Annotated in this window: 17 protein-coding genes; 8 read left to right on the top strand and 9 right to left on the bottom strand. The window is 59.4% G+C overall.

Annotation, left to right across the window (positions count from 1 at the left end; translation table 11 throughout):
• Window positions 1-4: 4 nt before the first annotated feature.
• The 3 genes from HMPREF3158_RS10270 (at window position 5) to HMPREF3158_RS10260 (ending at window position 3150) form a co-directional block, all read left to right on the top strand.
• Window positions 5-766 (top strand): ABC transporter permease, encoded by a 762-nt coding sequence (locus HMPREF3158_RS10270; protein WP_061922353.1) that lies wholly within the window; start codon window positions 5-7, stop codon window positions 764-766.
• Between the two features lie 328 nt (window positions 767-1094).
• Window positions 1095-2042 (top strand): COX15/CtaA family protein, encoded by a 948-nt coding sequence (locus tag HMPREF3158_RS10265; RefSeq protein ID WP_083291080.1) that lies wholly within the window; start codon window positions 1095-1097, stop codon window positions 2040-2042.
• A gap of 136 nt (window positions 2043-2178) precedes the next feature.
• Window positions 2179-3150, top strand: a complete 972-nt coding sequence (locus HMPREF3158_RS10260; protein ID WP_070498430.1) for a quinone oxidoreductase family protein — start codon at window positions 2179-2181, stop codon at window positions 3148-3150.
• 61 nt (window positions 3151-3211) lie between these two features.
• Here HMPREF3158_RS10260 and HMPREF3158_RS10255 read toward each other — a convergent pair whose 3' ends face one another.
• Entirely contained in the window at window positions 3212-4156 is a 945-nt protein-coding gene (locus HMPREF3158_RS10255) for a heme o synthase (protein WP_062035102.1), read from the bottom strand.
• Between the two features lie 291 nt (window positions 4157-4447).
• On the opposite strand from HMPREF3158_RS10255, the gene tkt reads away from it, so the two are divergent.
• The 5 genes from tkt to pgl all read left to right on the top strand — a co-directional run bounded on the left by tkt (window position 4448) and on the right by pgl (window position 11001).
• Complete coding sequence (tkt, locus tag HMPREF3158_RS10250) at window positions 4448-6517, top strand: transketolase (protein WP_201057435.1); 2070 nt, start codon at window positions 4448-4450, stop codon at window positions 6515-6517.
• Window positions 6518-6524: 7 nt separating this feature from the next.
• The gene (gene tal / locus HMPREF3158_RS10245; protein ID WP_062035106.1) at window positions 6525-7607 is read left to right on the top strand and encodes a transaldolase; all 1083 of its coding nucleotides are present in this window, start codon (window positions 6525-6527) and stop codon (window positions 7605-7607) included.
• A gap of 102 nt (window positions 7608-7709) precedes the next feature.
• Window positions 7710-9242, top strand: coding sequence for a glucose-6-phosphate dehydrogenase (zwf, locus tag HMPREF3158_RS10240; RefSeq protein WP_141741040.1), 1533 nt, complete (start codon window positions 7710-7712; stop codon window positions 9240-9242).
• 13 nt (window positions 9243-9255) lie between these two features.
• Entirely contained in the window at window positions 9256-10188 is a 933-nt protein-coding gene (locus HMPREF3158_RS10235; protein WP_062035107.1) for a glucose-6-phosphate dehydrogenase assembly protein OpcA, read from the top strand.
• Window positions 10189-10233: 45 nt separating this feature from the next.
• A complete protein-coding gene (gene pgl / locus HMPREF3158_RS10230; protein ID WP_062035109.1) occupies window positions 10234-11001 on the top strand; it encodes a 6-phosphogluconolactonase in 768 nt (255 codons plus the stop codon).
• An 85-nt stretch (window positions 11002-11086) separates the two neighbouring features.
• On the opposite strand, the gene secG is transcribed toward pgl, so the two are convergent.
• The 8 genes from secG to uvrC form a co-directional block, all read right to left on the bottom strand.
• Window positions 11087-11323, bottom strand: a complete 237-nt coding sequence (gene secG, locus HMPREF3158_RS10225) for a preprotein translocase subunit SecG (RefSeq protein ID WP_061922327.1) — start codon at window positions 11321-11323, stop codon at window positions 11087-11089.
• Window positions 11324-11448: 125 nt separating this feature from the next.
• Window positions 11449-12228 carry a triose-phosphate isomerase gene (gene tpiA / locus HMPREF3158_RS10220; protein WP_070498428.1) on the bottom strand — a complete coding sequence of 260 codons (780 nt, stop codon included), beginning with the start codon at window positions 12226-12228 and terminating at the stop codon, window positions 11449-11451.
• 51 nt (window positions 12229-12279) lie between these two features.
• Window positions 12280-13497 (bottom strand): phosphoglycerate kinase, encoded by a 1218-nt coding sequence (gene pgk / locus HMPREF3158_RS10215; RefSeq protein WP_070498426.1) that lies wholly within the window; start codon window positions 13495-13497, stop codon window positions 12280-12282.
• A 138-nt stretch (window positions 13498-13635) separates the two neighbouring features.
• A complete protein-coding gene (gap, locus tag HMPREF3158_RS10210) occupies window positions 13636-14643 on the bottom strand; it encodes a type I glyceraldehyde-3-phosphate dehydrogenase (RefSeq protein ID WP_062035115.1) in 1008 nt (335 codons plus the stop codon).
• A gap of 498 nt (window positions 14644-15141) precedes the next feature.
• Complete coding sequence (gene whiA / locus HMPREF3158_RS10205) at window positions 15142-16131, bottom strand: DNA-binding protein WhiA (RefSeq protein WP_061922316.1); 990 nt, start codon at window positions 16129-16131, stop codon at window positions 15142-15144.
• Between the two features lie 158 nt (window positions 16132-16289).
• Window positions 16290-17258: a gluconeogenesis factor YvcK family protein gene (yvcK, locus tag HMPREF3158_RS10200; protein WP_070498424.1), complete on the bottom strand. Its 969-nt coding sequence runs from the start codon at window positions 17256-17258 to the stop codon at window positions 16290-16292.
• Between the two features lie 50 nt (window positions 17259-17308).
• The gene (rapZ, locus tag HMPREF3158_RS10195) at window positions 17309-18181 is read right to left on the bottom strand and encodes an RNase adapter RapZ (RefSeq protein ID WP_141741039.1); all 873 of its coding nucleotides are present in this window, start codon (window positions 18179-18181) and stop codon (window positions 17309-17311) included.
• 45 nt (window positions 18182-18226) lie between these two features.
• Window positions 18227-20278, bottom strand: a complete 2052-nt coding sequence (gene uvrC, locus HMPREF3158_RS10190) for an excinuclease ABC subunit UvrC (RefSeq protein ID WP_061922310.1) — start codon at window positions 20276-20278, stop codon at window positions 18227-18229.
• Between the last annotated feature and the right edge of the window lie 2 nt (window positions 20279-20280).

Here is a 20280-nt window from a genome sequence, read left to right as displayed (position 1 = left end):
AATCATGACGCGTTTCGAACCGGGAACCTTTCAGCCTCACCCGCAGCGTGCCAGCGTCTGGACCATGGCACGAGCTCAGGGCCTAATCGAGTCCAAACTCATGCTGCGCCACGGTGAGCAGCAACTGCTCAGCATCGTCATTCCCCTAGCCATTTTGATTGGCGCGGCACGGATGGAGCACATTACCGGCCACGGCCTGAAGGAAATATTCCCTATGGTCTTGGCGGTGGCGGCCACAAGCTCCGGCTTTACCGGCCAAGCCATTGCGCTGGCCTTTGACCGCCGCTACGGCGCACTGAAGCGAACTGGCGCCTCCGGCGTCCCGGCCTGGACCATCATCGTGGGCAAGATTGCCGCTGTCTTCTCAATGGTCGCGGTCCAAGTCCTCGTCCTCGGCGGCGTTGCCTTCCTGCTTGGCCTTCGGGCTAGCCTTGGCGGCATCTTGCTGGGGCTTATCACCCTCATCCTGGGCGTGTGCGCCTTCACCGCGCTCGGCCTGCTCCTCGGCGGTACTTTAAGTTCCGAGGTAGTCCTCGCGGTTGCGAACCTCATCTGGTTCATTCTGATGGGAGTCGTGGGCTGGGCCATGTACACCCAAGGCTTGAGCAATGACGGCATCCTTACCGTGGTGCCCACGGTCGCGATGGCAAGCGCGCTTGCCGACGCCCTCAACCACACCCTCCCCTGGCAGGAACTACTCGTGCTCCTCGCCTGGGCCGGCGCCGCCTCCTTCGCAGCGGTGCGCTGGTTCCGCTTCGAGGGCTAGTCGCGCACCTGGCCGCACCACGCGGGCTTGATCCGTTTGATGAGGGCTCACATCTGCAAATGGTGAGGCCACCCCGTAACAGCTGTGACCCGAGTATTGCGCTGAGACTGGTGCAGCCTCACCTCACCAAGTCGACCTCACCATTTGGAAACTGTGAAATGCAGCCGCGAAAAGGTTCCATTTCCAGCAGCAAATGTGACTTTTATCTTTTTCGCTCCCGCAGGCATTCAGGGTTTCGTCCCGAGCCTGTCCGAGCGGTAGTCTTTTTAACGTGAATTCCGGTAACAAAGTATCTACGTTTTTCCGCGAGGCGACGCCCGCCATCAAGATGCAGCGTCTCATCGCGATGATTCTGCTTGTCTGTCAAGGCGGCATTACCGTATCCGGCGCCATTGTGCGAGTTACGGGTTCCGGCCTTGGCTGCATCACCTGGCCCGAGTGCCACCCGGGCTCGCTGGTTCCACTCTCCGGTGCAGCACCGTGGATCCACCAACTCATCGAGTTCGGTAACCGCCTGCTTACCTTCGTCGTCACGGCTGCCGCGGTGGCTGCCATCATGGCGATGCATATGGCGCGCCGCCGCACTGAGTTGAAGGTTTATGCGTGGTTGAACTTGGCCGGCATCGTGGTCCAAGCAATCATCGGCGCCATCTCCGTTTTCTTGAAGCTCAACTGGTGGGCCGTGGCGCTGCACTTCCTACCATCGATGATTCTCGTCTGGTTGGCTGCAATGCTTTACTCCCGCATCCTTGAGCCTGACGACGGCGTGCGCACCCAGATCTTCCCACAGGCCATCCGCGTGTTGGCTGCGATGGCGTCCATTGCCCTCGCTGTGGTCCTCACCACCGGCACCATGGTCACCGGCTCTGGTGTCCACTCTGGAGACGATGGCGTCGGCATGGAAGGCCGCCTCAACGTCGATACCGAGATGATGGCCGTGGTTCATGCGATGTGCATGTACGCCTATCTGATCCTCACCGTCATTGTGATGTTCATGCTTTACCGTGTTCATGCACCGGCATTCGTCAAGAAGGCCGCCTGGGTGCTCATCGCCTGCATTCTCATCCAATGGGGCATCGGCGTCGCCCAGTTCTACATGCACGTCCCGCGCTGGACGGTGCCAATCCACATCGGCATGTCTTCCGTAGTCACCGCTTTCACCGCTCTCCTATGGGCGCATGGTGTTCGCCGCGTCAACGGCACAGAGGGCCTGAAGACTGGCTCCCCAGCAGCCGAAGAAAAGTTCGCTGCACGGCAGGCAACACTGGCGAAATAAAACTTAAACCAGGTTGTAGACTCCCGAGACTTAATAGTCTTCGGCGAAACCGCTCCACCTACTCAAACCGGCCCTGAGGCCGTTCGGTGGAGCGGTTTTCCTGCATGTATGCGAGTAGCTGCGATAGCCTTGAAACATGTACGCAATTCAGGTCAACCACAAAGGTGGCCCAGAGGTCCTCGAGTATGTAGAGACTTCGGCACCCACCCCTACCGAGGATCAGCTGCTTGTCGACGTAATCGTGGCCGGTGTCAACTACATCGACACCTATTACCGCGAGGGCATCTACAGCGCCACGCCTCCTTTCATCCTCGGCCTCGAAGGCACTGGCCGCGTTGTCCACGACCCAAAGGGCGAAATCGCCGAGGGCACCATGGTGGCTTGGGACCACGCTTTCGGCTCCTATGCGGAGCAAGTATGCGTGCCGCGCGACCGCATCGTTGCGGTCCCCGATGACTTCCCGCCTGAGGTAGCTGGTTCGATGCTCCTGCAGGGAATGACCGCTCATTACCTAGCAAATGGCGTGTACCAGCTCGGCGAGGGCGCCTCCTGCCTTATCACCGCGGGCGCAGGAGGCGTGGGCCTTATCCTCACCCAAATGGCTAAGGCAGCCGGTGCCACGGTTTACACGGTGGTCTCTACCGATGAAAAAGAAGCCTTGTCATACGAGGCTGGCGCTGACCAAGTGTTCCGTTACGGCGAAGGACTTGCTGAGCAGGTTCGCCGCTTCAACGGTGGTTTCGGTGTGGACGTTGTCTACGACGGCGTCGGCAAGGATACCTTCATGGAGTCGCTCGAAGGGGTGCGTCCACGCGGCACCGTGGCACTGTTTGGCGCGGCCTCCGGCCCGGTTCCACCGATGGATCCGCAGCTACTCAACAAGCACGGCTCAATCTTTTTGACCCGGCCTTCTCTGGGCGCGTGGACCTCCCAGGAAGGCGAGTTCCAAATGCGTGCCCAGGCAGTCGTTCAGGCGGTAACCGACGGCGACGTGGTCTTCAACGTCACGGCCTCCTACCCGCTCGCAGAAGCCGCGCAAGCCCATCGCGATCTCCAAGAGCGCAAGACCACCGGTTCTATCGTCTTAAGAGTGCGCGAGGACAACTAGGCTAGGTTTTATTGCCGCTTGTTCTATTTCACCTTCAGACCCACCAAGTTGGCTGATCGTGTTAGAACCAAGCCGTCGACCAGCCAAGCATGCTGCCGATGGATTCCCAGCCCAGCACAGCGTCGATAGATAGGCCGATGAACAAGACCGACAGGTAGTTATTGGAGTAGATGAACAAGCGCATGGGCTTGACCTTTTCGCCCTGCTTGACGCCTCGGTGAAGTGCAACGGCAATCCACAAGAAGACGGCGCCGGAACCAACTGCAGCCACCAAATAGATCCACGAGGCGGCAGGGATGATCAGGAAGGTCACGATGAGCGTACCGACCGTGTACCAGACAATCTGGCGGGTTACCTCGACCTCAGGGGCGACTACCGGCAGCATCGGAACGCCTGCCTTGCGGTAGTCCTCCTTGTACTTCATTGCCAGTGCCCACGTATGCGGCGGTGTCCAAAAGAAGATAATAAGGAACAGCACGATAGCCTGCCACCACTTATCGGGCTCACCAGCAGGGGCATTGTCACGAATTACTGCCCATCCCACCATCGCCGGCATACAGCCAGCGAGGCCGCCCCAGACGATGTTTTGGGAATTGCGCATCTTCAAAAACTTCGTATAGACGAAGACATAGAAGAAGTTAGTCAGGATGACGAAGAACGCTGCCAGCCAGGAGTGCGCCAGAACGCCCAGCCAGAAGACCGAAAGCGCCAACATCACCCACGCAAAGATGGCAGCATTGCGGCGCGAGATACTCGCACGCACGAGCGGCCTAGCGCGAGTGCGCTGCATTTTCTGGTCGATCTCATAGTCCACCACATTGTTGAAGGTGTGGGCAGCCGCAGCGCCCATCCAGCCGCCGAAGATGGTGGAAAGGATTAGCCAGAAGTTATCCGTGACGGATTCAACACCACGCTGCGCTTGGAGCATCGCCGGAATTGCGGCGACTAGCAAAAGCTCAATGATCCTCGGCTTCGTCAGCGCAAAATAGGCCTTTAACGTCTCCAAGGAATATTCCTCCAGTATCTGGCACGGGGTAAATTTTTGTGGCCGCCTGGTTATGGCCGCAATCTAGTTGTCGGCTTCGGGGGTTAGAAAGTTCCCCCGCCTTTAACCAAGGCTTCTTAACCATGCCAGCCTACAGTTTCTTGGACCGTTTTAGATAATCCACCACAATCCGTGACAATCCACCACCCGTTAATCAAAACATCTAGACTTGAGGGGTCAATACTCAACCGATCCACAAAGTAAGGGGCGTCCCCAGTGTCGCAAGAAAAGCTGACCCCAGAATTGCAAGCCATGGTCGAGCGCCGTTATCCGGCTGACTGGACTGATGTGGATACTCGCGCGGTCGACACCGTCCGCGTTCTCGCAGCAGATGCTGTCCAAAAGTGCGGCTCCGGCCACCCCGGCACCGCGATGTCCCTGGCACCGTTGGCTTATACCCTGTACCAGCGCGTCATCAATCATGACCCGAACGATGTTAAGTGGGCCGGCCGCGACCGTTTCGTTCTTTCTGTTGGTCACTCCTCGCTGACGCAGTACATCCAGCTTTACTTGGGCGGCTTCGGCCTGGAGCTGGAGGACCTCAAATCCCTCCGTACCTGGGGTTCGCTGACGCCAGGCCACCCCGAGGTCAACCACACCGACGGCGTGGAGATCACCACCGGCCCGCTCGGCCAGGGGTTGGCCTCCGCAGTCGGCATGGCCATGGCGGCCCGCAAGGAACGCGGGCTTTTCGACGCCGCAGCCCCGGCCGGCGAGTCCCCGTTCGATCATTTCGTTTACGTCATCTCCTCTGATGGTGACCTACAAGAAGGCGTTACCGCCGAGGCTTCCTCGCTGGCAGGGACCCAGAAGCTGGGCAACCTCATCGTCTTTTGGGATGACAACCGCATCTCCATCGAGGACGATACGAACATCGCCTTCAACGAGGACGTCGTAGCGCGCTACGAGGCCTACGGCTGGCACGTCCAGACCGTCGAGTCCGGTGAAGACGTCGAGGCGCTCGAGGCCGCTGCACAGGCCGCCCGCGAGGAAACCGAGCGCCCATCTTTCATCCGCGTCAAGACCGTCATCGGTTACCCGGCACCAAACAAAATGAACACCGGCGGCGTGCACGGCGCTGCGCTAGGTGATGAAGAGGTTGCCGCCACCAAGGAAGTTCTGGGCTTCGATCCAGAAAAGACTTTCGAGGTCTCCGACGAGGTAGTAGCCCACACCCGCAAGCTGCGTGAGCGCGGCGCCGAGGCGAACGCTAAGTGGCAGGAAAAGTTCGACGCTTGGGCTGCCGCAAACCCAGAGGGCAAGGCGCTCTTTGACCGCATGCAGGCACGTAAGCTGCCGGAGAACTTCGCAGCAGAATTACCGGTCTGGGACGAGGGTGATTCCATCGCTACCCGTAAGGCCTCTGAGGCCACCATCCAGGCACTGGCTGCTGCAGTTCCGGAGATGTGGGGCGGTTCCGCCGACCTGGCTGGCTCCAACAACACCGTCATCAAGGGCGCCCACTCCTTCGGCCCTGAGTCCATCACCACCGGCGCTTGGGATGCTAAGCCTTACGGCCGCAACCTCCACTTCGGTATTCGCGAGCACGCGATGTCCGCAGTCATGAACGGCATCGCGCTGCACGGCAACACCCGCGTTTACGGCGGCACCTTCCTGATCTTCTCCGAGTATCAGTACCCGGCCGTCCGTCTCGGTGCCTTGATGTCCACCGATACTTACTACGTCTGGACCCACGACTCCATCGGCTTGGGCGAGGATGGCCCAACCCACCAGCCGGTCGAGACCTTGGCTGCCCTTCGTGCTATCCCGAATCTCTCGGTCATCCGCCCAGCCGACGCCAACGAGACTGCGCAGGCTTGGGCCGCCGCCTTCGAGTACAAGGCAGCTCCAAAGGGCCTTGCGCTTTCCCGCCAGAACCTGCCGGTGCTTGCCGGCACCAAGGAAAAGGCAGCCGAGGGCGTACGTCGTGGCGCCTACGTCTTGGTAGAAGCATCCAAGGAAACCCCAGACGTCATCCTGCTGGCCACCGGCTCCGAGGTGCAGCTGGCTGTCGAGGCCGCAAAGCAGCTCGAAGCAGAAGGCACCGCCACCCGCGTTGTCTCTGCGCCATGCCTGGAATGGTTCGACGAGCAGGACGATGCCTACCGCGAGTCCGTGCTGCCTTCCGCAGTCCGCGCCCGCGTCTCCGTCGAGGCTGCTCTCGCAATGCCTTGGTACAAGTACACCGGCACCTTCGGCCGCAATGTCTCCCTCGAGCACTTCGGCGCTTCTGCCCCAGCCGGCGAGCTCTTCGAGAAGTTTGGCATCACCACCGAAGCCGTAGTCAACGCCGCCCACGAATCCATCACCGCTAGCAAGTAAGGAAAACATGTCGCATATTGATGAACTCGCTCAACTCGGTACCTCTACCTGGTTGGACGATCTTTCCCGCGAGCGCCTAGACTCCGGCAACCTCGAGGAGATCATCTCCTCCAAGTCCATCGTGGGTGTCACCACAAACCCGGCCATCTTCGCCGCTGCGATGTCCAAGGGCACCGCTTACGATGCCGCGATTGCGCAGCTTAAAGAAGAGGGCGCAAAGGCTGACGACGCCGTCTATGCCCTTGCCATCGAGGATGTTGCCCGCGCATGCGATATGTTCGCAGGAATCTACGAGGCATCTTTAGGCCGCGACGGGCGCGTTTCCATCGAGGTCGATCCCCGCATCTCCGCCGATGCCGAGGCCACCATCCAGCAGGCACGCGAGCTGTGGGCGCGCGTTAACCGTCCGAACCTGATGATCAAGATTCCAGCCACCGAGGGTTCCCTTCCGGCCATCGCTGACGCGCTTGCCGATGGCATCTCCGTCAACGTCACCTTGATCTTCTCCGTCGAGCGCTACGGTGAAGTCATCGACACCTTCAAGAAGGGCCTGCGCCGCGCCGAGGAGGCCGGCCACGACGTTTCCAAGATTCACTCCGTGGCTTCCTTCTTCGTCTCCCGTTTGGACAGCGAAGTCGACAAGCGCCTCGAGGCAATCGGAAGCGATGCTGCCTTGGCAGCGCGCGGCAAGGCGGGCGTCGCCAATGCCCAGCGCGCCTACGCCCTGTTCAAGAAGGAGCTGCTGGAGGCAGGCGATCTTCCCGCAGGAGCGAATGTGCAGCGCCCGCTGTGGGCGTCGACGGGCGTTAAGAACCCCGACTACCCCGCTACCTTGTACGTTTCCGAGTTGGCTGGCCCGCACACGGTCAACACCATGCCGGAAAAAACTATCGACGCAGTGCTAGCAGAAGGCAACTTGCACGGTGATACCCTAAGCGATTCCGCCGAGCAGGCAGAAGCCGTCTTCACCGAGCTGGCAGAACTCGGTATCGACTTCGACGATGTCTTCGCGGTCCTAGAAAAAGAGGGCGTCGATAAGTTCGTCGCCGCTTGGGAAGAACTTCTGGAATCGATGGCCGCTCGCCTGTAGCTGCGGCCGCCTATTTGGCCGCGCGCCCCGCTGACTAACCTCGGCGGGGCGCTTGTCGCTAGAATGTGTCGCTGGAGAATTAAATTGGGAAAGGAACCCCCTGTGACGGAATCGAGCGCCTGGGTAAATCCACTGCGCAACGCGAAGGACAAGCGCCTACCGCGCATCGCCGGTCCCTCGGGCATGGTGATTTTCGGTGTAACCGGTGACCTCGCTTATAAGAAACTGCTACCCGCCATCTACGACCTTGCACACCGCGGCCTCCTGCCCGCTGGTTTCACCTTGGTTGGCTATGGCCGCCGTGACTGGAACAAACAAGAGTTCTGCGACTACGTGATGGGTGCAGTCAAGGCAGGCGCCCGTACCAAGTTCAACGAGCATGTCTGGCAGCACCTGGCGCAGGGCATCGAGTTCGTGCACGGAGCTTTTGATGACGCCGGCTTCGACGCCCTGTCCGCACGCTTGGCGGAGCTAGATTCCTCCCGCGGTACCGGCGGCAACTGGGCTTATTATCTTTCTGTTCCACCGGAGTTCTTCTCCAGCATCTGCCACCAGCTTGAGCGCGTTGGCATGGCCAACAGCGCTGACGATTCTTGGCGCCGTGTCATCATTGAAAAACCTTTCGGCCACGACCAAGCATCTGCTCGTGAGCTCAATGAGATTGTCAACACGGTCTTTCCGGAGTCTTCCGTATTCCGCATTGACCACTACCTTGGCAAGGAAACCGTCCAGAACATTATGGCGCTGCGCTTTGCCAACCAGATCTTCGAGCCGATGTGGAATGCGCACTACATCGACCATGTGCAGATCACTATGGCAGAGGACATCGGCTTGGGAGGCCGCGCCGGCTACTATGACGGCATCGGCGCCGCCCGCGACGTTATCCAGAACCACCTGTTGCAGCTGCTCGCCCTCGTAGCTATGGAAGAGCCTTCTTCCTTTGAACCGGAGGCACTGCAGGCGGAAAAGATCAAGGTCTTGCGCGCGACTCAGGCGGTTCACCCGTTGAACAAGACCACCGCCCGCGGCCAGTATTCTGCAGGTTGGCAGGGCTCCGAGTACGTGCGGGGCCTGCGTGAGGAGGACGGATTCGATCCTGCTTCTACCACTGAGACCTATGCGGCCTGCACCCTTGAGGTCAACTCCCGTCGCTGGGCCGGTGTGCCTTTCTACCTGCGCACCGGCAAGCGCCTCGGCCGCCGCGTCACCGAGATCGCACTGGTATTCAAGACCGCCCCGCACCAGCCGTTCGACAACGGTCAGGCAGAGGCCCTCGGCCAGAACGCCGTGGTCATTCGCGTCCAACCAGACGAGGGCGTAACAATGCGCTTCGGTTCAAAGGTGCCGGGTTCCACCATGGAAGTCCGCGATGTCAACATGGACTTCGCCTACGCAGAGGCCTTCACCGAGGAATCTCCTGAGGCTTATGAGCGCCTCATCCTCGATGCTTTGCTCGACGAGTCCTCACTTTTCCCGACCAACGAGGAAGTCGAGCTCTCCTGGTCCATCCTCGACCCAATTCTTGACTATTGGGCCAAGGCCGGGCAGCCGGAAGAGTACCCAGCGGGCACTTGGGGCCCTGAATCCGCCAACACGATGCTGCGCCGCCGAGGCCATACCTGGCGTCGCCCTTAAGGAGGCCACAGCGATGATTATCCCATTGCCTGATACCACGACCCGCAAGATCTCCAAGAAGCTCGTTGAAGCGCAGGAGCACTACACGCTAACCACTGGCCGCGTGCTCACGCTCATTGTTGCCGCTAACGAGGGAGACGATATCGAGGGCATCCTAGCCTCCGTTCGCGACGCTTCGCACGAGCACCCCTCCCGCGTGCTCGTCGTCATCGCCGGCTCCGGCGACAAGGAAACCCACCTCGATGCCGAGCTGCGCGTCGGCGGTGAGGCTGGCGCCTCGGAGATCGTCGTCATGCACCTGCACGGCGACCTAGCTGAGCAGTCCGAGTCCGTGGTTATCCCGCTGCTGCTTCCGGATACGCCACTGGTTGCATGGTGGCCCACCAAGTGCCCAGCAAATCCAGCGCAGAGCCCAATCGGCAAGCTGGCGCAGCGCCGGATCACCAACGTGGCCTACGGGGATGGGGCGAGCCATGAGGAACTCATGCAGCTCTCCCGCGGCTATACCCCGGGTGACTCGGATATGTCTTGGGCAGCCATTACCCTGTGGCGCGGCATCGTGGCATCGGCGCTTGACCGCCACCCACATGAGCCGGTCGAGTCCGTGGAAGTCTGCGGAGCCGCAGAAAGCCCGGCCGCTGACTTTGCTGCGGGCTGGCTTGTCGACGCCCTGGGTGTTCCGGTAACCCGGAAGACCACGACCGCCCCGGAGCCGGGGGCGTTTCCTATCCACTCCCTGCGCTTTAAACGCGTATCCTCACACGTAACAGTCGACGTCGTCGACGCTAGCACCGTCCGCGTACGGGTTCCGGGTTCCCCGGATTCCCTGGTCTCGTTGAGCGTGCGTTCGCAGGCAGAAATCCTCTCTGAGGACCTGCGCCACCTCGACTCTGACAAGACATATGCGCACTCGCTTCGCGCACTGTCACGCGTGGGCTACAGTTAGTCGTACACCTTTATTTTTTATAACCCTTTTAAGGATCAAACACACATGGTCACTCTTCACCGCGTGAGCGATGTAGACGAACTCATATCCTCTGCCGCCCGCAAATTCATCGACGTAGTCACGTCGGTCCAGGCCCCGGGCGGCGGCCTTCACAACGACGGCGTGGCGCGCGTCGTTCTCACCGGCGGTGGTGCCGGCATTGGAACCCTGCGCGAGCTGGCTCGCCTCGATGCCGCTGCGAAGCAGCAGAGTGAGGATTACCCAGCCTTGGCCATCGATTGGACCCGCGTGCACGTTTTCTTTGGCGATGAGCGCAATGTTCCAGTCTCCGATCCTGATTCCAACGAGGGCCAGGCCCGTGCGGCACTCCTGCACGCAGCGGGCGTTCCGGAAGAACACATTCACGGTCTCGACTTGGGCGCAATCGCCATGGAACATGCGGCGAAGGCCTATGCGGGCGAGATTTCGGAGTTCGCACCTAACGGCTTCGACCTACATCTGCTCGGCATGGGCGGCGAGGGCCACATCAACTCCATGTTCCCGCATTCTGCGGCAGTAATGGAACAAGAAGACCTCGTTGTAGCAGTCCCCGACTCTCCCAAGCCACCAGCAGAGCGAGTCACGCTGACGCTGCCTGCGGTTAACCGCTCCGAGCGTGTGTGGTTCTTGGTCTCCGGTGAGGAAAAGGCTGAGGCGGCCTCCCACATCGTGGCTGGCTCCCCCGCCATCGAATGGCCTGCAGCCGGTGCGCATGGCACTAGCGAAACCATTCTTTTCCTAAGCGACGACGCCGCGACGGTAATCGAAGAATAAGCAACGAAGAATAAGCAGAAAAGTAAAAGGCCGCGCTTCCTTAAAAGTAAAGGAAGCGCGGCCTTTCTTTAAGCCTGCTTAGGCTTTAAACGGCGTATGCCTGGATCAGATTGAGTGCTACGATGCAGGCCAACCAGATAATGACCATCACGATGGTGTAGCGGTCCAAGTTCTTCTCCACGACGGTGGAGCCAGAAAGGTTGGACTGGACGCCGCCGCCGAAGAGGCTGGAAAGTCCGCCGCCCTTGCCCTTGTGCAGCAGCACGAAGATGGACATGAGGATCGCGGCAATCACCAAGATGATTTCCAGTGCCAAGATCATAGGATCGTTCCTCTCAGAATTTATTAATTAACTCCGGACTACTCTACACCACGACGCGGGCCGAAGAATACTTCGACCCACATGCGTAGCGCTGGTTATCCAGTACCTATTTCTTGACTCGGTGCTTAGACAACGGTGGATGCGTTCGCAGCGAGCTTGGCAAATTCGTCGCCTACCAAGGAAGCGCCGCCAACTAGCCCGCCATCGACGTCGGGCTTGCCCACGATCTCAGCGACGGAGTCAACCTTGACGGAACCGCCGTAGAGAATACGAATGCCTTCTGCCACCTCTTCGCCCGCAAGTTCGCGCACGAGAGCACGGATTGCAGCGCAAACCTCCTGGGCGTCGTCAGCGGAGGCAACCTTGCCGGTGCCGATGGCCCAGACAGGCTCATAGGCAACGACGGTTTTAGACAAGTCCTCAGCGGACAGGCCTGCGAGGGAATTGCGGGTCTGGTTGACCACGTAGTCAACGTGGGTGCCGGACTCGCGAACGTCGAGCGGCTCGCCGACGCAGACGATCGGGCTCAAGCCGTGCTTGAGTGCTGCAGCAGCCTTTTCCGATACGAGCTCGTCAGTCTCGCCGTGGTACTCGCGGCGCTCAGAGTGGCCAACTACGGCCCACTTGCAGCCCAAGGATGCGAGCATCTTGCCTGAGACCTCACCGGTGTAGGCGCCAGAATCGTGCTTGGAGATGTCCTGTGCGCCGTAGGTCAGAAGCAGCTTGTCGCCCTCGGAGAGGGTCTGCATGGTGCGCAGGTCAGTAAACGGCACCATGAAGGCGACGTCGACCTTGTCGTAGTAGTCCTTCGGCAGGGAGAAGTCGAACTTCTGGATGGAGGCGATTGCTTCCTTGTGGTCCAGGTTCATCTTCCAGTTACCGGCAATCAGTGGTTTACGTGCCATGGAAAATTTTCCTTTCGGGGTTTTGTGCGTAGGCCTGTGTAACTGCGGCGCTTATGCCTGCAGAACGGATACGCCCGGCAGTTCCTTACCCTCGAGGAACTCGAGGGATGCGCCGCCGCCGGTGGAGATGTGGGAAAAGCCCTCTTCATTCAGGCCAAGCAGGCGAACCGAAGCGGCGGAGTCGCCACCGCCGACGACGGTGAAGGAGCCGTTGTTTTCGGTGGCAGAGATGATGGACTTAGCAACGCCTTCGGTGCCCTTGGAGAATGCCTCCATCTCGAATACGCCCATCGGACCATTCCAGAATACGGTCTTAGAGGATGCAATAACCTCGTCGAATGCCTTAACGGACTCAGGTCCAATGTCTAGGGACATCCAGCCCTCTGGGATGCCGTCGAGGGCGACAACCTTGTTTTCCGCATCAGCGTTGAACTCGGTAGCGGCGATGAGATCTACTGGCAGAACGAGCTTGTCACCGAAGCGCTCGAGCAGGTCCTTGCAGTTGTCGATCTGGTCTTCCTGCAGCAGAGAGTTCTGAACGTTGTAGCCCTTTGCCGCGAGCAGGGTGTAGCACATGCCTCCACCGATGATGACCTTGTCAGCCTTATCTGCCAGCGCTTCGATGACGCCGAGCTTGTCAGAGACCTTCGCGCCGCCGAGGACAACCACGTATGGGTGCTCTGGCTTTTCAGCGACAGCTGCGAGCGTCTCGACTTCCTTCTGCACGAGTTTGCCTGCAAACGCCGGCAGGCGCTTAGCGACGTCGTATACGGAAGCCTGCGCGCGGTGGACAACGCCAAAACCGTCGGAGACGAAGGCGCCGTTATCCGCAGCCAAGGCAGCGAGCTCATCAGCGAAAGCGCCGCGCTCAGCCTCATCCTTGGAGGTCTCGCGAGCATCAAAACGCACGTTCTCGATCAGCATGACGTCACCGTCGTTAAGACCATTTGCGCGCTCGTGTGCGTCCTCACCGGTTACGTCGCCAGCAAGCGCTACGTATTGACCCAGTGCCTCAGAAAGAGCCTCTGCTACCGGCGCCAGGGAGTACTTCTCGTTTACCTCGCCCTTTGGACGGCCCAAGTGTGCGGAAAGGATGACCTTGGCGCCACCTTCAACGAGTGCCTTGATGGTTGGCAGGGATGCGGTGATACGTCCGGAGTCAGTAATGTTGCCTTCCTCGTCGAGCGGCACATTGAAGTCGGATCGTACGAGGACGTGGCGGGAGCCCACACCCTCTGCGATGAGGTCATCAAGGGTCTTGAAAGCCATTGGATTCTCCTTCATTGAAATCTTTGAAAAACGTTCTACACAAGACTACCGGCCCACGCATGACCCTTGGGCGGGAAATTACGTGAGCCGGTAGAACATCTAAGCCAAGCCTCTAGTTAGGACTTGCAAGCGCCGAGCTTAAAGCTTGGAAGCGACCAAGGAGGTGGTGCGCACGAGCTGGTTGGTGTAGCCCCACTCGTTGTCGTACCAGCCAAGGACCTTGACGAGGTTGCCGTTGGAGACCTTGGTCATGCCGGCGTCGAAGATGCAACCGTGTGGGTCGGTGATGATGTCGGTGGAAACGATTGGGTCTTCGGTGTATGCGAGGGTCTCGCCGAACTCGCCAACAGCGGCTTCCTTGATTGCAGCGTTAATTTCCTCAACGGTGACGTCGCGGGAAGCGGTGAAAGTCAGGTCGGTTGCGGAACCGGTGATGGTCGGAACGCGCATTGCGTAGCCGTCCAGCTTGCCTTCGAGCTCCGGAAGAACCAGTGCAACTGCCTTTGCAGCGCCGGTGGAGGTCGGAACCATGTTGACCGCTGCAGCGCGTGCACGGCGTGGGTCCTTGTGTGGTGCATCCTGGATGCGCTGGTCACCGGTGTAGGAGTGAACGGTGGTCATCAGGCCCTTTTCGATGCCAAACTTGTCGTTAAGGACCTTTGCCATCGGTGCCAGGCAGTTGGTTGTGCAGGAAGCTGCGGAAATAACGTTGTGCTTTGCAGCGTCGTATTCGTCGGAGTTGACGCCGTAGACGAAGGTGCCGTCAACGTTCTTGCCCGGTGCAGAAATAATGACCTTCTTAGCGCCAGCCTCGATGTGAGCCTTTGCTGCCTCACCATCGGTAAAGAAGCCGGTGGACTCGATAACGATGTCAACGTTGTGCTCGGACCAGTTCAAGTTCTTTGGATCGCGCTCAGCAGAAACTGCGATGCGGTGGCCGTTGACGGTGATGGACTCGTCATCATGGGTGATCTCGCCGTCGAGGCGGCCGAGAACGGAATCGTACTTGAGAAGATTTGCCAGGCTGCCGTTGTCGGTGAGGTCGTTGACTGCAACTACCTCGAGGTCGGAGTCGCCCTGGGCAACTGCACGGAAGAAGTTGCGGCCGATGCGGCCAAACCCATTGATGCCTACGCGGATGGTCACTGTTTTTCTCCTCTATAAATCGAGTAAAAGTTATGTGGGCTCCGAGGCATCTCCTATAGTTCGTCTTTGGTGCGAAGAACCTCGGTGAGTTTTCCCAACACGGCCGATACTACCGAGCAAACACCAAGCATGCAGCGGCAAAAGGGCCGCCCGAGGCTTTCTAGAACCAGGTAATGACGAAAGGCAAAAACAGGCGTACAATTTTTGGCTCACATGACTAATCCGCACCGAAAACCCCCTGCACTACCCCCGAGTTTGTCCGTATGTGTTGGTTTATGTTGCCTGGGGTGGGATATATCACTCCCCCAGCTCAGCCCTGATTAGCAAACATATCCAGCAGGTACCAGACGCAGCAATGCTGGGCGTAAAGTATCCGCCTACTCCCGAATGTGCCTGTTTTGCCCGAACAAAACCGCCCCGTCCGATCGGACAAGGCGGCTGGCGGCTAAGGCTTTGATCGAAACCTTGAAAATCAGAAACTTTTTCACCTAGTAAAGTCTACGACTCGTCAAAAAGATCATCAGTGATCGATTCGTTGGTGTCCGGAATATCAAGCTCCTCGGCGCGCTTATCTGCCATGGAAAGCAAGCGCCGGATGCGTCCGGCAACAGCATCCTTAGTCATTGGAGGATCAGCCAGGCGTCCCAGTTCCTCCAAGGAGGCCTCGCGGTGCTGGACGCGCAGGCGGCCCGCATCTGCGAGGTGCTCGGGCACGTCGTCGCCCAATATTTCCATCGCGCGCTCTACACGGGCGGCGGCAGCTACCGCAGCACGCGCGGAACGGCGCAAATTAGCATCATCGAAGTTATCCAGGCGCTTCGAGGTATCGTGCGCCTCGCGCTTGACGCGCTTCTTCTCCCACGTCAAGCGGGTTTCCTGAGCGCCCATGCGGGTCAACAAGGCGCCAATAGCATCGCCATCGCGCACAACGACGCGATCGGCGCCACGGGTTTCCTTGGTTTTTGCAGAGATTCCCAGGCGGCGTGCACAGCCCACCAAAGCCAGCGCGGCCTCTTGGCAAGGGCATAGCACCTCGAGGGTAGAAGAACGGCCCGGCTCGGTCAGCGTCCCTTGGGCAAGGAATGCGCCCCTCCATGCGGCCTCGTTGTCGGCGATAGAGCCCGAGATTACCTGCGGCGGCAGTCCCACCACCGGATGGCCCGAACGAGTGACCAACCCTAGGCGACGCGTTAGCTCCTTTGCGCCGGAGGCAACGCGCAGCTGAACGCGAGACTTCTTCTGCGAACCGGCCGGCCCCACAACATGCGAGGTTGCCTTCACGCTGTAGAGGTCATCGAGGGCTTCGATGAGCCGCTCGGCAATGCGCAGATTGTCCACTTCGATTTCGTAGGCCATCTGGTCCCCGCTTACGGTCAGCTCGCCGGCAAAGCGCAACATGGCGGAAATTTCCGCGGCACGAGCGGACTGGCGTGGAACGGAGACTGCTGTGAGTTCATCCTTGACCTGTTCGGTCAATGAAGCAGACAAAGTCCTTGCCCCTTTCTCAATGATTCTTGCTGTACAGACCGAGCATCATCCAACCAGGTCTGCGCAGACGCGGTATGCCCTATCAGGCACGGAATGCCTTATACAGACATAGAGAAACACTAGTCTAGCCTGCACGATAAATCCTTGGCCGCACTAGGCTAGCTTTGCTCGAGCAATCCTTTCAACGCAGCAGAAAGCTTGTGTGGATCATGCTTGTTTAGACGCACTCCGTTTTCATCACGCAGGCTAACGTCAGCGAATACCGCTTGGGCGCCCAGTACGTTGGCGGCGCGCTGCAGATAGCTGCGCTCACTCTCACTCGGGATAGCGTTGGAATCCACCAAGACTCGGTCGATGCGCAGTTCCGGCGCATGCTGCGCCAACACGTGGAGATGCCGCTCCGCAGAAAAGCCCTGAGTCTCGCCCGGCTCTGCGGAAAGGTTCAGCACAACCACGCGCATCGCGGAAGAGTTCTTCACAGTGTTCACGATTTCCGGCACCAGCACGTGCGGTAGCACCGAGCTAAACCAAGATCCGGGGCCGATGGTGATGAGGTCGGCATCGGAAAGCGCGGCCAAAGCATTCGGATTGGCCTGTGGATGCGCCGGCAGGATGCGTACGCGACGTACCTGACCCGGCGTGGAAGCCACCGCCACTTGGCCGCGTACGGCCCGCATGATGCGGGGATCGTCGTCAAGCCCGGCGACCTCCGCCTCGATGTCCAGCGGCTGATTGACCACCGGCAGCACGCGGCCGCGGGAATTGGTCAGCTGGGCCACCTTATCCAGGGCCGCCTGATAGTCGCCGAGAACCTCAGTCAAGCCAGCGATGAGCAAATTACCCACGGCATGCCCTGCCATGGCACCGTTGCCCCGGAAACGATGTTGCAACGTTTCTGCCCACATTTGGCCAGTTTCCGTGTCATCGGAAAGTGCGGCCAGCGCCATGCGCAGATCACCGGGCGGAATGATTTCCAGCTCACGGCGCAGGCGCCCTGAAGAGCCGCCGTCATCGGCGACGGTAACAATGGCAGAGATCCTGTCCACGCCCGTCATCTGGGCAGCAAGAAGGGTTTGATAAAGACCATGGCCACCACCGAGGCAAGCCATGTGGGTTTGTCGAGTCATTAGTGGATCTATAAGCTTTCCGGGTCAATTGTGCAAGGAAACAGGAAAAACTAGCCGCGTTGAATATCGCGGTGCAGAGCATTTACCTCGAGGTCTCCGCGCTGACGCAGGCGCCGGGTCAATTCCTCGGCAACGGCAACGGAACGGTGGTGGCCGCCCGTACAGCCGACGCCAACGGTGATGAAGTTCTTGCCCTCGTGACGATAGCCCTCGAGCATGGTCCCAAACATGTCCAGAAAGTGCTCAATAAACTTCTCGGCGGCAGGATGCGCCAAGACATAATCCGAGACCGGCTCATCGGTGCCGCGGTAACCGCGCAGCTCCGGAACCCAATAAGGATTGGGCAAGAATCGCACGTCAAGCACAAGGTCTACATCGCGAGGCGAACCATTTTTGAAGCCAAAGGACTCGACGGTGACGTGCTGGACGTCTTTGCGCATATCACCGAAGGCGGCCTCCATCGCCCGCCGCAGATCATGGATGGAGAGGTTGGTGGTATCGATGATGATGTCAGCACGCTCGCGGGAATGCGCGATAGCTTTTCGCTCCCTCTGAATGCCCGCCTTCAACGTGTCGCCGCCCTGTAGGGGGTGGGTACGGCGCACGGAATCGAAACGACGAATCAAAACGTCGTCGCGTGCATCGAGAAACAGTACCGTTGGCTTCATGCCGAGTTCGCTAACCTCATCGATGGTCTCCAGCAGCGAACCTGGAAACATGCGGGAACGCACGTCAGTTACCGCTGCGACCTTCTTAACCTTGGTCTCCTCCATCGCGCACAGCTTGAGAAGATCAATGATGGCCTTCGGCGGGATGTTGTGGGCAACGTAGTAGCCTTTGTCCTCCAAGACTTTGGCTGCGGAGGTCAAGCCACCACCCGACATACCGGTGATGAAGATGGGCGGGGATTCTAAGTGCGTCATGCAGCCCATCTTAGCCCGCGAAGACTTATAGAACACTGAATTTCTTTAACCATGCAGATGTTCATAGACCACACCGGCAAGTTTCGGGCCAAAGCCCTTGACCGCTGCGATCTCCTCCGCCGAGGCTTCCTTGAGCTTTTTCACCGAGCCAAAATGCTTGACCAAATCGGTGCGGCGCTGCGGCCCCAAGCCCGGCACCGAATCCAGTACCGAAGAACGCATGCGCTTGGAACGCTGCTGGCGGTGATAAGTAATAGCAAAGCGGTGTGCCTCGTCGCGGATCTGCTGTAGCAAGTACAGCGCCTGCGAGTTACGCGGGAGAATAACCGGTTCATCATCACCCGGGACCCAGATTTCCTCCAAGCGCTTTGCAAGGCCAACGAGGGTCACGTCCACGATACCGAGCTCATCAAATACCTCTTGCGCTGCCGCAACCTGCGGAGCGCCACCGTCCACGATGAATAGCTGCGGCGGGTAGGCAAAACGACGTCCCGCTTCTGCGGATTCTTCCTGCACATTCTCGTCGTCGAAGGTGGACTCCTCGACTTCCTCGTCTGGGTTGGCGAGCTTGTCCTCGTTGTGGCGCTTGAAACGGCGGCGAGTTACCTCGGCGATGGAGCCGACGTCATCAGAGCGACCCTCACCAGCCGCCTCCTTGATGCGGTAACGCCTGTAATCAGCCTTGCGTGGCAGACCGTCCTCAAAGACCACGAGGGAAGCAACCACATCGGTGCCTTGAATATGGGAGATATCGGTGCACTCGATGCGCAGCGGCGCCTGGTCCATCCCCAAGGCTTCCTGGATGTCCTGCAGGGCCGCCGAACGCGCGGTGAGATCACCGACGCGCTTGAGCTTGTGCTGGCGCAGCTGCTCCTTAGCGTTGCGCTCGACGGTCTCCATCAGGGAGTGCTTATCGCCGCGCTGCGGTACTCGCATATTCACCTGCGCCCCACGCAGATCCTCGAGCAGGGAGATGACTTCAGCCGACTCGTCCGGCATGGCCTGCACCAAGATCTCCCGCGGAATCACGTTGCCGCGGCGGGTTTCCGTATGCGATTCCTGGTCCACACCGCGCCTGCTAAGAGCAGCGTCTTCCTCCATCTCTTGCTGCTCGCGGTCTGCCGCATCCGAATAGAACTGGATCAGGAAGTTTTGCATCAACGCCGGCAAAGCCGGATCGCTTTCGCCTTCTTCCCACGGCCCCGTCGGGGCTTGGTCGCCTGAGCGTTCTACGACCCAGCCGCGCTGGCCACGGATGCGGCCGTCACGCACATGGAAGATCTGCACAGCGGCCTCCAGCTCATCAGAGCTAAAGGCAATGAGATCCGCATCAGTTCCGTCATTGAACACGACGGCCTGCTGCTCCATAATCTTGTTGATTGCGCCTAAGTCATCGCGCAGGCGTGCAGCAAGCTCAAACTCGAGGTTTTCCGCGGCTTGCTCCATGCGCTGGGTTAGTTCACGGGTCACGGCGGAGGTATTGCCGTTCATAAAGGAAACCAGCGAATTTACGGTCTCCCTATGATCTGCCTTCGATACCGCACCGGTACACGGTGCCGAACATTTGCCGATATATCCCAATAGACACGGACGGCCCAAGCGCTCGTGCCGGTTGTAGACGCCCTTGGAACAGGTGCGCATGGGGAACACGCGCGTGAGCAGGTCCAAGGTTTCGCGCACCGCCCAAGCATGGGAATACGGACCAAAATAACGCACGCCCTTCCGCCGCGGGCCACGGTAAAAGAAGGCGCGTGGGACGATCTCTCCTACCGATACCGCAAGCATCGGATAGGTCTTATCGTCGCGGTACATGACATTAAACCGCGGGTCGAAGCGCTTAATCCAGGTATATTCCAGCTGCAGCGCTTCCACCTCGCTGGCAACCACGGTCCATTCCACCGACGCAGCGGTAAGCACCATCTGGCGCGTGCGCGGATGCAGCTGCGTGATGTCCTGGAAATAGTTGGACAAACGTGCGCGCAGGTTCTTGGCCTTGCCTACGTAAATTACCCGGCGGTTTTCATCACGAAACTTATAAACGCCAGGCTCTGTGGGAATAGTGCCTGGCGCTGGTCGGTAGGTAGCGGGATCTGCCACTT

The organism is Corynebacterium sp. HMSC06G04 (assembly GCF_001807365.1).
Classification (GTDB): domain Bacteria; phylum Actinomycetota; class Actinomycetes; order Mycobacteriales; family Mycobacteriaceae; genus Corynebacterium; species Corynebacterium simulans.
This window is presented reverse-complemented; position numbering and strand designations above follow the sequence as displayed.

What these genes read in the sequence shown, in the direction of transcription:
- HMPREF3158_RS10270 (WP_061922353.1), top strand. Translation starts at nt 5, where the DNA reads ATGACGCGTTTCGAACCGGGAACCTTTCAGCCTCACCCGCAGCGTGCC.
- HMPREF3158_RS10265 (WP_083291080.1), top strand. Translation starts at nt 1,095, where the DNA reads ATGCAGCGTCTCATCGCGATGATTCTGCTTGTCTGTCAAGGCGGCATT.
- HMPREF3158_RS10260 (WP_070498430.1), top strand. Translation starts at nt 2,179, where the DNA reads ATGTACGCAATTCAGGTCAACCACAAAGGTGGCCCAGAGGTCCTCGAG.
- tkt (WP_201057435.1), top strand. Translation starts at nt 4,448, where the DNA reads ATGGTCGAGCGCCGTTATCCGGCTGACTGGACTGATGTGGATACTCGC.
- tal (WP_062035106.1), top strand. Translation starts at nt 6,525, where the DNA reads ATGTCGCATATTGATGAACTCGCTCAACTCGGTACCTCTACCTGGTTG.
- HMPREF3158_RS10235 (WP_062035107.1), top strand. Translation starts at nt 9,256, where the DNA reads ATGATTATCCCATTGCCTGATACCACGACCCGCAAGATCTCCAAGAAG.
- pgl (WP_062035109.1), top strand. Translation starts at nt 10,234, where the DNA reads ATGGTCACTCTTCACCGCGTGAGCGATGTAGACGAACTCATATCCTCT.
- secG (WP_061922327.1), bottom strand. Translation starts at nt 11,323, where the DNA reads ATGATCTTGGCACTGGAAATCATCTTGGTGATTGCCGCGATCCTCATG.
- tpiA (WP_070498428.1), bottom strand. Translation starts at nt 12,228, where the DNA reads ATGGCACGTAAACCACTGATTGCCGGTAACTGGAAGATGAACCTGGAC.
- pgk (WP_070498426.1), bottom strand. Translation starts at nt 13,497, where the DNA reads ATGGCTTTCAAGACCCTTGATGACCTCATCGCAGAGGGTGTGGGCTCC.
- yvcK (WP_070498424.1), bottom strand. Translation starts at nt 17,258, where the DNA reads ATGACTCGACAAACCCACATGGCTTGCCTCGGTGGTGGCCATGGTCTT.
- rapZ (WP_141741039.1), bottom strand. Translation starts at nt 18,181, where the DNA reads ATGACGCACTTAGAATCCCCGCCCATCTTCATCACCGGTATGTCGGGT.